Genomic DNA, 13,927 nt, shown 5'->3' with positions numbered 1-13,927 from the left:
GTGAACAGCCTACCGGGGTTTGGGGAGGCCGCCGACCACCGCGGTGGGGGCTAGGAGGGGCGGGCCATGGCTTTGACGAAGGCGCGCTCGACGTCGGCGGCGGAGAGGACGCCGTAGATCTCGCCGGTGTCCTCGACGACGAGGTACTCGGTGGCGGGGTGGGCGCGCAGGGCTTCGAGGAGGTCCTCGCCGGCGAGTTCGGCGGAGACGCGCATGCCGTCGGTGAGGTCCTGGGCGAGGCCGCTGACGGCGACCCAGGGGCGGCGGTGTTCGGGGACTCCGACGATGGCGGCCTCGCGGACGAGGGAGAGCGGGCTGCCGTCGGCGTCGACGACGACGAGGGCGCGGGCGCCGGCGGCGTTGGCGCGGCGCAGGGCCTCGGAGAGGGGGGTGTCCGTTTCGACGGGGACGGCGCGGCGGGTGAGGGTGCGGGCGCGGAGTTCGGGCAGGTGTTCGCGGAGCCGGGCCATGCGGAGGCTGTTTCCGGCGCCGGTCCAGATGATCGCGGCGAGGATCGCGGCGAGCAGGGCGTCCATGACCGTGTCCATGCCGACGTTGTCCTCGGCGTTGGAGCCGAGGGCGCCGGACTGGGTGAGCAGGGGGAGGCCGATGAGGACGGAGACGGCGAGGGCGCGGCCGACCCAGGCGGCGGCGATGGTGCCGCTCATGGGCTTGCCGGTGATCTTCCAGACGACGGCGCGGAGCATGCGGCCGCCGTCGAGCGGGAGGCCGGGCAGCAGGTTGAAGGCGGCGACGATCAGGTTGGAGATCATCAGGCCGGCGAGCAGGACTCCGGGGACGGTGCCGGGTTCCACGGCTTGCAGGGCGGCGTAGAAGACGCCGGCGAGGACGAGGGAGAGCAGCGGGCCGACGAAGGCGAGGACGAACTCGCGGCCGGGGGTCTCGGACTCCTTCTCGATCTCGGAGACGCCGCCGAAGAACTGGAGCTGGATGCGGCGGACGGGGAGTTTGAAGCGGAGCGCGGCGACGGTGTGGGCGAGTTCGTGGACGAGGACGGAGGCGTAGAAGGCGACCGCGAAGAAGAGGGAGACGAGGTAGCGGGCGGCGCCGAGTTCGGGCAGGACGCGGTCGAGCTGTCCGCCGAAGACCCAGGTGATCAGGGCGGCGACGAGGAACCAGCTGGGGGCGACGTAGACGGGGACGCCGAAGGGGCGGCCCATGAGGAGGCCGCCGCGGGGCTCGGGGGGTTTGGGGGGACGGTTCTTCCCGGTGCCGGAGTGCGCGAGGGTGCGGTCGCCCGGCGGTGTCCCGCCGCTGCCCGGGTGGGCCTGCTCGGTGGGCCGGGCCTCGGAGCGGCCGGGGGCGGTGTCCTCGGCCGTGCCCGCGGCGGGTTCCCCCGTGGGGCGCTGATGTCCGGCGCCGGCTCCGGCGGGTTGCGTGCCCTCGGCGGGGCCGTTCTCCGGGTGGTCCGGTGCGGCCGGGGTCGGCTGCTCGGGGCCGGGGGTGGGCCCGTGCGGCTTCGGGGCGGGCCGGGAGGGGGCCGGGTCGGCTTCGGGGCCGCCCGCGGCGGGCGCGGTGGCTTCGGGGCCTGGGGCCGGGGGCGTGGAGGGCTCGGTGGCCGAGGGCTCGGCCGGCGTGGGCGCGGAGGGCTCGGCGGGCGTGGGCGTGGAGGGTTCGGGGGGTGTCCGGTCCGTGGGCGGGGTCGTTGCTGGTGCGTGGTGGTCCGCCGGCTCCCCGGTGCCGGACCGCGGCCGCCCGCGCCCGCCGCTCTCGTCCACGGTGTCCCCTCGTTCGAAGCGTCTTCCGCGCCTGCCGGGCGGAAGGGTCTCGGGTCGATGGTATGCGTCCGCCCCCGCGCGTTCCGCCCCGGCACCCCTTGTGTTCGCCCGGCGTGGACGCCGTGGCTGTCAGTGGCTGGCCGTAAGGTCTGTGGACATGGAGACGAGCGGGCAGGACGTGGAGCGGTCGGGTGCGGAGGGTGCCCCGGCGGCGGCGCGGGACGGGGCGGCCGGGCGGGCGGTGCCGACGGCGATGGCGCCGGCCTCGCTGTCGCCCTCGCGCGCCGGTGACTTCATGCAGTGCCCGTTGCTGTACCGGTTCCGGGTGATCGACCGGCTGCCGGAGAAGCCCAGCGAGGCGGCGACCCGGGGCACGCTGGTGCACGCGGTGCTGGAGCGGCTCTTCGACGCCCCGGCCGCCGAGCGGACCGCGCCGCGCGCGAAGTCGCTGATCCCGGGCCAGTGGGACCGGCTGCGGGAGTCCCGTCCGGAGATCCAGGAGCTGTTCGCCGAGGATCCGGAGGGTGAGCGGCTCGCGCGGTGGCTCGGTGAGGCCGAGCGGCTGGTGGAGCGGTGGTTCTCGCTGGAGGATCCGACGCGTCTGGAGCCGGCCGAGCGGGAGCTGTTCGTGGAGGCGGAGCTGGATTCGGGGCTGCGGCTGCGCGGGATCATCGACCGGGTCGACGTGGCGCCGACGGGCGAGGTGCGGATCGTCGACTACAAGACGGGCAAGGCGCCCCGGCCGGAGTACGCCGAGGGCGCGCTGTTCCAGATGAAGTTCTACGCGCTGGTGGTGTGGCGGCTGAAGGGTGTGGTGCCGCGCCGGCTCCAGCTGGTCTACCTGGGCAGTGGGGACGTGCTGACGTACGACCCGGTGCTCGCGGACCTGGAGCGGGTGGAGCGCAAGCTGCTGGCGCTGTGGGAGGCGATCCGGCTGGCGACCGAGACGGGTGACTGGCGGCCGCGGCCGACGAAGCTGTGCGGCTGGTGCGACCACCAGGCGCACTGCCCGGAGTTCGGTGGTACTCCCCCGCCGTATCCGCTGCCGGTCAGGGCGCCGGAGTCGGCGGGCGGCGCGCAGGGCAGAATGGGCGCGGACTAGCGAAGGAGACTTACGTGGCCATCCGCGTCCTACTGGTCGACGACCAGCCGCTGCTGCGTACCGGCTTCCGGATGATCCTGGAGGCTGAGCAGGACATCGCGGTCGTGGGCGAGGCCGGAGACGGCCTTCAGGCTCTCGACCAGGTGCGGGCGCTTCAGCCCGACGTGGTTCTGATGGACATCCGCATGCCGCGGATGGACGGTGTGGAGGCGACCCGGCAGATCACCGGGCCGGGGCGGGACGGCCCGGCGAAGGTGCTGGTGCTGACCACTTTCGATCTCGACGAGTACGTGGTGGAGGCGTTGAAGGCGGGGGCCAGTGGCTTCCTGCTGAAGGACGCGCCCGCCAATGAGCTGGTGCAGGCGATCCGCGTGGTGGCGGCCGGGGAGGCGATGCTGGCCCCGAGCATCACGCGCCGGCTGCTGGACAAGTACGCGACGCATCTGCCGTCGGGGGACGAGCCGGTCCCGGACACCCTGCACACGCTGACCGACCGTGAGGTGGAGGTGCTGAAGCTGGTGGCGCGCGGGCTGTCGAACGCGGAGATCGCGGCCGATCTGTTCGTCAGTGAGACCACCGTGAAGACGCATGTGGGGCATGTGCTGACCAAGCTGGGTCTGCGGGACCGAGTGCAGGCGGCGGTGTACGCGTACGAGAGCGGGCTGGTGCGTCCCGGGGCCCAGTAAGGGCCGGGGCCCAGGGGCCAGTGAGCCCGGGGCCCGGTAGGGCCGTACGCGCGTGAGGGCGCCCGTTTCCCGTTCGGGAAGCGGGCGCCCTCGTGCGGGTGGCGGGTGCCGGTCAGCTCTTGCTGAGTTCCCAGAACCGGAACACGGTCGAGGCGTCGAGGCAGTACTCCAGGCCGTACACGTTGTCGTGGACGACGGCGTACTGCTTGGCCTGCCACAGGGGCAGCATGGGGACTTCCTGGGCCACGATGTCCTGGATGCGGGCGTAGTCGTCCTCGCTGCCGGTGCGGTCGCTCTGGGCGGCCGTGCGCGGGATGAGGGTGTCGGTGATGGTGTCGTTGCTGTAGTTGTTGCCGAGCACGTTGCCCTCGCCGAAGAACGGGGAGGTGAAGTTGTCGGCGTCCGGGTAGTCCGGGACCCAGCCGCGGATGTACACGCCGTACTTGCCGGCCTCGATGTCCTGCTCGTACTGCTCGTAGTCGGCGGTCTTGACGTCGGCGGTGAACAGGCCGCTGGCGTTGAGCTGGGCGGCGATCGCCTTCAGTTCCTGCTCGGTGGCCGGGCCGTACCGGGACGGCGTGCCCCACAGGGTCAGCTTGACCTTCTCGGTGATGCCGTCCTCGGCGAGGGCCGCGGCGGCCTTGGCCTTGGAGGGGCGGGCGCCGTAGGTGTCGAAGAAGGCCGTGTTGTGGCCGCCGATGCCCGCCGGGATGATCGAGTACAGCGAGGTGGCGGTGCCCTGGTAGACGTCCTCCATGAGGGCGTCGCGGTCGATCAGGTAGGCGACGGCCTTGCGGACGCCGAGCTGTCCGGCGACCGGGTGGTCCGTGTTGAAGACCAGGTGCTGGACCTCGGCGCCGGTGCCGTCGACGAGTTCCACACCGGAGGTGGAGGCGTCGTCGGCCTTCTCGATCTCCGCGATGTCGGTCGCGCTCAGGCCGCGGTAGGCGATGTCGATGTCGCCGTCGAGCAGCGCGGTCTTCAGCGCGGAGCGGTCGCCCTTGTAGAACTTCATGGTCACGCCGGTGTTCTCGACCTCGGCGGTGCCCTTGTAGTGCTCGTTGACCGTGAAGACGGCCTGGCTGTCGTCGAAGTTCTCCAGCTTGTAGGGGCCGGAGCCGGCCGCCTCGCCGTCCTCGCGCAGGCCGTCGGCGTCGTACTGGCGGTGGTCCACGATGGAGCCGGCGCCGGAGGCGATCTTGCTGGGGAAGGTGGCGTCCGGGGTGTTCAGCCGGAAGACGACGGTCTTCTCGTCGGGGGTCTCGACCTTGTTGAGCATCGTGAACATGACGGCGGGGCCGTTGTCGTCGTTGATGCCGATCATGCGGTCGAAGGAGAACTTGACGTCCTCGGAGGTGAGCTCGTCACCGTTGCTGAACTTGAGGCCGTCCTTGAGCGTGCACTTGTACACCGTGGTGCGGGTGTCGGTGAACGCGCAGGACTCGGCGGCGTCGGGCTCGGGCTCGGTGCCGCCCTTGGGGAAGCTGAGCAGGGACTGGAAGACGTTGTTGAACAACAGCCAGGAGCCGGGGTCGTAGCCGGACGCCGGGTCGGTGGCGAGGACTTCGTCGGACATTCCGACCACGACGGATGAGCTGTCGTCGGCCGAGCCGCCGGTCTCCGTGCCGCAGCCGGTCAACAGGCCGGAGGCCAGCCCCGCCACTACGGGCAGGACTGGCCACGGGTTGCGCATGTTCACTTGCAGGTGCCTTGTCGTTGGTGAATCGAATCGTGGGGCCGCCGCGGGGGCGGCCCCGGCACGGGAGCCGTCAGCCGCTCACGCCGCGGCCGAGCTCCCACAACTGGAGGGTGGAGGACGAGTTCAGCGCGTACGCCGTGCCCGTGACGTCGTCGCGCGCGGCGACGTACTGGCGGCCCTGCCACAGGGGCAGCACGGGGACGTCCTCGGCAACGATGTCCTGGATCTCGGTGATGCTGTCGACCGCGGCCTGGCGGTCGGCCTCGCGCCGGGACTCCGGGATCAGACCGTTGCGGATCTGGCTGTTGGCGTAGGGGGAGCCGAGGAAGTTGCCCTTGTCGAGGAAGGGGGCGAGGTAGTTGTCGGCGTCGGGGAAGTCGGGGAACCAGCCCATGCCGTAGACCTCGTACTCGCCCTTCTGCTCGGCGGGGCGGAAGGTGTCCCAGGCGGTGCCCTTGATCTTGACGTCGAAGAGACCGCTGGCGTTGAGCTGCTTCTGAAGGATCTCGAATTCCTTCTTGGTGGCTTCGCCGTAGTGGTCGGTGGTGTAGTGCAGGGTCATCGACACCGGGGTGGTGATGTTCGCCTTGGTGAGCAGGGCCTGGGCCTTGGCCACGCTGGGCTCGCCGTACTTGTTGAAGAAGGCGTTGGAGTGGCCGGTGAGGCTGGCGGGGACCAGGGAGTACAGCGGCTCGGCCTGGGTGCCGTAGACCTTGCTGACGAGTTCGCCGCGGTTGATGACCTGGGCCATCGCCTGGCGGACGGCCTTGCTCTCCACGGCCGGGGCGTCGGTGTTGAAGCCGAGGTAGCGGATCTCCAGGCCGGACATCTCGACGAGGTCGACCTCGCTGTCGGTGGCCGTGGACAGGCGCTGGATCTGGTCGGGCGACATGGTGCGGGTCATCAGGTCGATGTCGCCGGCCTCGATGGCGCCGTTCATGGCGGAGGCGTCGGCGAAGGACCGCAGCTCGACCTTGTCGTTGTTGACCTTCAGCGTGCCCTTGTAGTTGCCGTTCTTGGTGAAGACGGCCTTGACGAGCTTGCCGTCCTCCTCCTCGGCGCTGAAGGTGTACGGGCCGGAGCCGTTGACCTCGAAGCCGTCGCGCAGCTCGCCCTTGTCGTAGTTGTCCTCGGAGACGATGCCGGCGACGGGGGTGGACAGCTTGTACGGGAAGGTGGCGTCGGCGGTCTTGAGGTGGAAGATGACCTCGCGCTCGCCCTTGGCCTCGACGGTGTCCACGGTGGACAGCAGGCCGACCACACCGCTGGGGGCGTTGATCTTCATGGCGCGGTCGATGGAGAACTTCACGTCGGCCGCGGTGATGGCGTCGCCGTTGGAGAAGGACAGGCCCTCGCGCAGGGTGCAGGCGTAGCGCTCGTTGCCGGTGTCGGTGAAGCTGCAGCTCTCGGCCGCCTCGGGAACGGGCTCGCCCTCGCCGCGCGGCTGGATCATCAGGGTCTGCACGGTCTGGCGCAGGATGTTCCAGGTGCCCACGTCGTACGCGGACGCCGGGTCGAGCGGCGCCGGGTCGTCCTTCGTGGTGCTGAACTCGTCGGTGGTGCCGACGACGATCGCGCCCCCGCCGCCACTGCCGCTGTCCGAGCCGCCACAGGCGGCGAGAACCGGGGCGAGCAGACTTATGACGGCCGGCAGCACCAAAGTCTTGCGGTTCATGCTCGAGTTTCTCCAGAGCTGTGACGTCCGTGTACCCGGCATGCAGGGGGTGTCGTGGCGGATCACGGGGTAAGGGGATGTTCTCGCGACGAGATTAGTCGGCGTCCGCTTCCGCCCTCGCGGCCACCGGAGTTGGGCCCCCATCACGCTGCGGAACCGGGCGTGGACGCACCGGAAAGCCGACAGCGGAAGGATTAGTGCAGCGTCCCCCCAATCGGGACACAAGGGCCGGGAGTTGATGCCCGAAAGGGGGTGAACAGCACATGTTGTGCGGCATGTCGAGACCGCGAAAGGTGGGGAACGTCACACCCGGGACGCGATGCCGGGCGGACGGAATTCGGCCATCGGGCGAGTTCGAATTCCCGGGTGCGCGGCGCCCGTCTTCGGGCGCGCGGCGCCGGGGGAATTCCGCGTGCGGCGCGGTGGCACGCTCGGTGAACGGCTAGCGCATTTCCGTCATCAGACCGTGCAGAAATGTCAGGTCCACGTCTTCCAGGGAGTTGACGACGGTTCGGCGGTGGGCGGGTGCGATCGGGGCGACCGAGGGCACCGCCACGACATGGCAGCCGGCCGCTTCCGCCGCGGCGACACCGGTCGAGGTGTCCTCGATGACGGCGCACCGGGTGGGGTCCACGCCGAGTCCGGCCGCGGCGGCGAGGTAGGGGTCGGGGTGCGGCTTGGTGCGGGGCACCTCGTCGCCGGCCACGGTCAGCCGGAAGTGCTGCGGGCCGAGGGAGGTCAGGACACGGTCGATGATGCGCCGGTGGGAGGCGGAGACCAGGGCGGTGGGGATGCCGTACTCGGCGAGTTCGGCGAGCAGCCGGGCGGCGCCCGGCATCAGCGGCAGGGACCGGCCGATACGGCGCTCGAAGCCCTCGTTGAGCAGCACGCTCAGCTCGGCGAAGGCGATGTCCGCGCCGGTGGCCTCGATCAGGAAGCCCGCGCTGCGGCTCATGGGGCCGCCGACCACGACATGGCGCCAGGAGTCGTCGAGGGTGTGACCGAGGCCGGCGAAGATCTCGACCTCGACGTCCCACCAGAAGCCCTCGGTGTCCACGAGGGTGCCGTCCATGTCGAGGAGTACGGCTTGGAGGGCGGAGCCTTCCGCCGTACGGGTTGTTGGCGCGGGGACCGTGCTGGTCATCCGGGCGCACCTCCTTGAGGGACGATCAGGCCGGTTCCCGCGCGGGGAACCGGCCTTCAGTGGACCGACCAGTGTACGTCTTCGGTGGCTGTGGTGCCCTTTTTAACGGACGTGGCCCGGGGCACACCGGAGACCGGGTGGAGGGACGGCTCAGCGTGCGTTGAAGTACTTCGCCTCCGGGTGGTGGATGACGATGGCGTCCGTGGACTGCTCGGGGTGGAGCTGGAACTCCTCCGAGAGGTGGACGCCGATGCGCTCGGGCCGCAGCAGCTCGGCGATCTTGGCGCGGTCCTCCAGGTCGGGGCAGGCGCCGTAGCCGAGGGAGAAGCGGGCGCCCCGGTACTTCAGGGCGAACATGTCCTCGATCTCGGCGGGGTCCTCGCCGGAGTAGCCCAGCTCGGAACGGACGCGGGCGTGCCAGTACTCGGCGAGTGCCTCGGCGAGCTGCACGGACAGTCCGTGGAGTTCGAGGTAGTCGCGGTAGGAGTTGGACTCGAAGAGCTTGGCGGTCTCCTCGCCGATGCGGGAGCCGACGGTGACGACCTGGAGGCCGACGACGTCGGTCTCCCCCGACTCCTCGGGGCGGAAGAAGTCGGCCAGGCACAGCCGGCGGCCGCGGCGCTGGCGGGGGAAGGTGAACCGGGTCCGTTCGTTGCCCTGTTCGTCCAGGATGATCAGGTCGTCGTCCTTGGACACGCAGGGGAAGTAGCCGTGGACGACGGCCGCTTCGAGGAGGTTGTCGGTCTGGAGCCGGTCCAGCAGGCCGCGCAGCCGCGGGCGGCCCTCGGTCTCGACGAGCTCCTCGTAGGTCGGGCCGTCGCCGGTGCGGGCCTGCTTCAGTCCCCACTGGCCCTTGAACAGGGCGCCCTCGTCGAGCCAGGAGGCGTACTCCTTGAGCTGGATGCCCTTGATGACGCGGGTGCCCCAGAAGGGCGGGGTGGGCACGGGGTTGTCGGTGGCGACGTCGGAGCGGACGTGCCCCTCCTCCGGGCGCTCCTCGACGACCGTCTGCGCCGCGGCCCTGACCCGGCGCTGCTTGAGCTCGGGCAGCTTCGCGCCGGGGACGCCCCTCTTCACGCCGATGAGGGCGTCCATCAGGCGCAGGCCCTCGAAGGCGTCGCGGGCGTAGCGGACCTCGCCCTCGTAGATCTCGTGCAGGTCCTGCTCGACGTAGGCCCGGGTGAGGGCGGCGCCGCCGAGGATGACGGGGTAGTCGGCGGCGAGGCCGCGCTGGTTCAGCTCCTCCAGGTTCTCCTTCATGATCACCGTGGACTTGACCAGCAGTCCGGACATGCCGATGACGTCCGCGCGGTGCTCCTCGGCGGCCTCCAGGATCGCGGAGACGGGCTGCTTGATGCCGATGTTGACGACGTTGTAGCCGTTGTTGGACAGGATGATGTCGACGAGGTTCTTGCCGATGTCGTGGACGTCGCCGCGGACGGTGGCGAGCACGATGGTGCCCTTGCCCTCGGCGTCGGACTTCTCCATGTGCGGTTCGAGGTGGGCGACCGCGGCCTTCATCACCTCGGCGGACTGGAGGACGAAGGGCAGCTGCATCTGGCCGGAGCCGAACAGTTCGCCGACCACCTTCATGCCGTCGAGCAGGGTCTCGTTGACGATGTCCAGGGCCTTGCGGGTCTGAAGGGCCTCGTCGAGGTCGGGCTCCAGGCCGTTGCGCTCGCCGTCGATGATGCGGCGCTTGAGGCGCTCCTCCAGCGGCAGCGCGGCCAGTTCCTCGGCCTTGCCGGCCTTGAGGGACTTGGCGGTGGCGCCCTCGAACAGGGCCATCAGCTTCTGGAGCGGGTCGTAGCCCTCGGCGCGGCGGTCGTGGATGAGGTCGAGGGCGGTCCGCACCTCTTCCTCGCTGAAGCGGGCGATCGGCAGGATCTTGGAGGCGTGCACGATCGCCGAGTCCAGTCCGGCCTTGACGCATTCGTCGAGGAAGACGGAGTTGAGCAGGATGCGGGCGGCCGGGTTGAGGCCGAAGGAGATGTTCGACAGGCCCAGCGTGGTCTGCACGTCGGGGTGGCGGCGCTTGAGTTCGCGGATCGCCTCGATGGTGGCGATGCCGTCCTTGCGGGACTCCTCCTGGCCGGTGCAGATGGTGAAGGTCAGGGTGTCGATGAGGATGTCGGACTCGTGAACGCCCCAGTTCCCGGTGAGGTCGTCGATGAGCCGCTCGGCGATCTCGACCTTCTTCTCGGGGGTGCGGGCCTGGCCCTCCTCGTCGATGGTCAGCGCGATGAGCGCGGCGCCGTGTTCCTTGGCGAGCGCGGTGACCTTGGCGAACCGGGACTCGGGGCCGTCGCCGTCCTCGTAGTTGACGGAGTTGATGACCGCGCGGCCGCCGAGCTTCTCCAGGCCGGCCTGGATGACGTCGACCTCGGTGGAGTCCAGGACGATCGGGAGGGTGGAGGCGGTGGCGAAGCGGCCGGCCAGTTCCGCCATGTCGGCGACGCCGTCGCGGCCGACGTAGTCGACGCACAGGTCGAGCAGGTGCGCGCCCTCGCGGATCTGCTCGCGGGCCATCTCCACGCAGTCGTCCCAGCGGCCGTCCAGCATGGCCTCGCGGAACTTCTTGGAGCCGTTGGCGTTGGTCCGCTCGCCGATGGCGAGGTAGGAGGTGTCCTGGCGGAAGGGGACCGTCTGGTAGAGGGAGGCGGCACCGGGCTCGGGCCGGGGGTCGCGCTCGCCGGGGGTGAGGCTGCGGGCCCGCTCGACGACCTGGCGCAGGTGCTCGGGGGTGGTGCCGCAGCAGCCGCCGATCAGGCTGAGGCCGTAGTCGAGGACGAAGTTCTCCTGCGCGTCCGCGAGGCCCTCGGGGCCGAGCGGGAAGTGGGCGCCGTCCTTGGTGAGGATCGGCAGGCCGGCGTTGGGCATGCACAGCAGGGGGATGCGGGAGTGCCGGGTGAGATAGCGCAGGTGCTCGCTCATCTCGGCGGGGCCGGTGGAGCAGTTCAGGCCGATCATGTCGATGCCGAGGGGTTCCAGCGCGGTGAGCGCGGCGCCGATCTCGGAGCCGAGGAGCATGGTGCCGGTGGTCTCGAAGGCCATGGAGACCAGCAGGGGCACGTCGGTGCCGGTGGCCTCCATGGCGCGGCGGGCGCCGAGGACGGATGCCTTGGTCTGCAGGAGGTCCTGGGTGGTCTCGACGATCAGGGCGTCGGCGCCGCCGGCCAGGAGTCCCTCGGCGTTGGCCTGGTAGCCGTCGCGGATGACGGTGTAGCCGACGTGGCCGAGGGTGGGGAGCTTGGTGCCGGGGCCGACCGAGCCGAGGACCCAGCGGGGGCGGCCGTCACGGGCGGCGTACTCGTCGGCGACCTCGCGGGCGATGCGGGCCCCGGACTCGGACAGCTCGTGCACCCGGTCGGCGATCTCGTACTCGGCGGCCGCCGTGTGGTTGGCCCCGAAAGTGTTCGTCTCGACGCAGTCGACGCCCACCGCGAAGTACGCGTCGTGGACGGAGCGGACGATGTCGGGGCGGGTGAGATTCAGGATCTCGTTGCACCCTTCGAGGTTCTCGAAGTCCTCGAGGGTGGGGTCCTGGGCCTGGAGCATGGTGCCCATGGCTCCGTCGGCGACCACCACTCGGGTGGCGAGTGCCTCGCGGAGCGCGGACACGCGGGTCCGGCTGTCGGCGGAAGGGGTCGTTGGCAACGAGGCCATGTAGGGGCTCCCTGAGGTGCGACGGCTGTCGGCTTTGCGCCCTTGCGGTCGGATCCGCGGTGGGCGCACGCCGCCAGCGTAACCGGGACCCGGCGCCGATGGTCGGCACGTCCACGGGGCGGACGGGGATGACGGGCGGACCACGATCGCGATACCAGTGACGCAACAGATCCCGGCCGACCATTGGCGGTTGGTCGTCATGGACCGGTAGTGTTCGGCATTGCCGAACATCGGCAGCGACAGCGTCGAGGTCGGCGGTCGAAGGGGACGGAGGCAGGGACGGCGATGGCACGGAACATCCAGTCGCTCGAAAGGGCGGCCGCGATGCTGCGACTGCTCGCGGGCGGCGAGCGTCGGCTCGGCCTGTCGGACATCGCCTCCTCGCTGGGGCTCGCCAAGGGCACCGCGCACGGCATTCTGCGCACGCTCCAGCAGGAGGGCTTCGTCGAACAGGACGAGGCGTCCGGCCGCTACCAGCTGGGCGCGGAGCTGCTGCGCCTGGGCACCACCTATCTGGACGTGCACGAGCTGCGGGCGCGCGCCCTGGTGTGGACGGACGACCTGGCCCGCTCCAGTGGCGAGAGCGTCTACCTGGGCGTGCTGCACCAGCAGGGCGTGCTGATCGTGCACCATGTCTTCCGCCCCGACGACAGCCGGCAGGTGCTGGAGATAGGGGCCATGCAGCCGCTGCACTCCACCGCGCTGGGCAAGGTGCTGTCGGCGTACGACCCGGTGGCGCACACCGAGGCGCTGGAGGGTGACCGCAAGGCGTTCACCGACCGGACCGTGTGCGAGCTGGACGCCTTCGAGAGCCTCCTGGACCTGACCCGCGCGCGGGGTTACGCGGCGGACGTGGAGGAGACCTGGGACGGGGTCGCCTCCCTGGCCGCGCCCATTCACGACCGCAGGCGGATGCCGGTGGGCGCGGTGGGCGTCACGGGTGCCGTGGAGCGGCTGTGCCAGGACGGCGAGGTGCGCCCCGAGGTCGTCGCCGCGGTACGGGACTGCGCCCGCGCGGTGTCGCGGGACCTGGGCGCCGGGCGCTTCTGAGTCAGGACGGTTCGTGGACCGGGATGCCTTACGGCATTCCGGTCCTCGCCATACCCTGATACGGACAAAACGGGAATGTCGCCCCAAGGGTCCCGGTCCGCATAGATAACCCACACCGATCAATAACGATCGCGCTTTCGATAACAGAACTCTTGACGCACACGTAACGCCGGAGCAAGACTCCCGTCCATCGGTCGGCATTGTCGAACACCTACCGGCAATACGCGCTAGAGTGTGACAACGCCAAGGGCCGGTACTGCTCTCACCCCCGAGGGCGCGAACCACCGGTGGGACCCGGGGTTCGGCTTCCCCTGGACGAAGGACAAAGGAGTCGCGGGTGTCCAGCTCCGACATCTTCATCGGCGAGACCATCGGTACCGCCATACTCATCCTGCTCGGCGGCGGCGTCTGCGCCGCTGTCACGCTGAAGGCCTCCAAGGCCCGTAACGCCGGCTGGCTCGCCATCACCTTCGGGTGGGGCTTCGCGGTACTCACGGCGGTCTACATCTCGGCGCCCCTGTCCGGCGCCCACCTCAACCCGGCCGTGACGCTCGCACTCGCGATCAAGGACGACGGCATCCCGTGGAGCGACGTTCCGGTCTACTTCGCCGGCGAGCTGCTCGGCGCGATGATCGGCGCGGCCCTGGTCTGGGTCGCCTACTACGGCCAGTTCCAGGCCCACCTCACCGACAAGGAGATCGTGGGCGGCCCCGGCGCCCAGGCCACCACCGCCAAGGCCGTCGAGGCCCGGGAGAAGGGCGCGGGCCCCGTCCTCGGCGTCTTCTCCACCGGTCCGGAGGTCCGCGTCGCCTGGCAGAACGTGGCCACCGAGGTCATCGGCACCTTCGTGCTGATCCTCGCCGTGCTCACCCAGGGCCTCAACGGCTCCGGTGACGGCCTCGGCATCCTGGGCGGTCTGATCACCGCGCTCGTCGTGGTCAGCATCGGCCTCTCCCTGGGCGGCCCGACCGGGTACGCGATCAACCCGGCCCGTGACCTCGGTCCGCGCATCGTCCACGCCCTGCTGCCCCTGCCCAACAAGGGCGGTTCCGACTGGGGCTACGCCTGGGTCCCGGTGGTCGGCCCGCTGCTCGGCGCGGCCGTCGCCGCAGGCATCTACAACGTCGCTTTCGTCTAGAGCACAAAGCACAGGTAGACACCCCTCA

Annotated in this window: 9 protein-coding genes; 4 read left to right on the top strand and 5 right to left on the bottom strand. The window is 70.4% G+C overall.

All coding sequences use genetic code 11. The features are described 5' to 3' along the window. Positions 1 to 50 precede the first annotated feature (50 nt). Positions 51 to 1,739, bottom strand: a complete 1,689-nt coding sequence (locus AB0E07_RS17775) for a site-2 protease family protein (RefSeq protein ID WP_362252191.1) — start codon at positions 1,737 to 1,739, stop codon at positions 51 to 53. 157 nt (positions 1,740 to 1,896) lie between these two features. Here AB0E07_RS17775 and AB0E07_RS17770 point away from each other — a divergent pair, with 157 nt between their 5' ends. Further along, the gene (locus AB0E07_RS17770; protein ID WP_362252188.1) at positions 1,897 to 2,841 is read left to right on the top strand and encodes a RecB family exonuclease; all 945 of its coding nucleotides are present in this window, start codon (positions 1,897 to 1,899) and stop codon (positions 2,839 to 2,841) included. Between the two features lie 14 nt (positions 2,842 to 2,855). After that, the gene (locus AB0E07_RS17765) at positions 2,856 to 3,527 is read left to right on the top strand and encodes a response regulator transcription factor (RefSeq protein WP_062722719.1); all 672 of its coding nucleotides are present in this window, start codon (positions 2,856 to 2,858) and stop codon (positions 3,525 to 3,527) included. Between the two features lie 112 nt (positions 3,528 to 3,639). Here AB0E07_RS17765 and AB0E07_RS17760 read toward each other — a convergent pair whose 3' ends face one another. From AB0E07_RS17760 to metH, 4 genes are all read right to left on the bottom strand, one after another. Further along, positions 3,640 to 5,226 (bottom strand): ABC transporter substrate-binding protein, encoded by a 1,587-nt coding sequence (locus tag AB0E07_RS17760; RefSeq protein WP_362252186.1) that lies wholly within the window; start codon positions 5,224 to 5,226, stop codon positions 3,640 to 3,642. A 70-nt stretch (positions 5,227 to 5,296) separates the two neighbouring features. Next, the gene (locus AB0E07_RS17755) at positions 5,297 to 6,901 is read right to left on the bottom strand and encodes an ABC transporter substrate-binding protein (protein WP_362252183.1); all 1,605 of its coding nucleotides are present in this window, start codon (positions 6,899 to 6,901) and stop codon (positions 5,297 to 5,299) included. A 442-nt stretch (positions 6,902 to 7,343) separates the two neighbouring features. Continuing rightward, the gene (locus AB0E07_RS17750) at positions 7,344 to 8,045 is read right to left on the bottom strand and encodes an HAD family phosphatase (protein WP_362252179.1); all 702 of its coding nucleotides are present in this window, start codon (positions 8,043 to 8,045) and stop codon (positions 7,344 to 7,346) included. 150 nt (positions 8,046 to 8,195) lie between these two features. Then, positions 8,196 to 11,711, bottom strand: coding sequence for a methionine synthase (gene metH / locus AB0E07_RS17745; RefSeq protein ID WP_362252177.1), 3,516 nt, complete (start codon positions 11,709 to 11,711; stop codon positions 8,196 to 8,198). A 285-nt stretch (positions 11,712 to 11,996) separates the two neighbouring features. Between metH and AB0E07_RS17740 the strand changes: the two genes are divergently transcribed. Beyond that, the gene (locus tag AB0E07_RS17740; RefSeq protein WP_362252173.1) at positions 11,997 to 12,761 is read left to right on the top strand and encodes an IclR family transcriptional regulator; all 765 of its coding nucleotides are present in this window, start codon (positions 11,997 to 11,999) and stop codon (positions 12,759 to 12,761) included. A 337-nt stretch (positions 12,762 to 13,098) separates the two neighbouring features. Further along, positions 13,099 to 13,899, top strand: a complete 801-nt coding sequence (locus AB0E07_RS17735; RefSeq protein ID WP_362252170.1) for an MIP/aquaporin family protein — start codon at positions 13,099 to 13,101, stop codon at positions 13,897 to 13,899. The last annotated feature ends 28 nt before the right edge of the window (positions 13,900 to 13,927 follow it).

This window comes from Streptomyces sp. NPDC048002, from assembly GCF_040653275.1.
Classification (GTDB): Bacteria; Actinomycetota; Actinomycetes; order Streptomycetales; family Streptomycetaceae; genus Streptomyces.
Note: the sequence above shows the minus strand (reverse complement) of the source record. Positions and strands in the feature narration are given on the sequence as shown.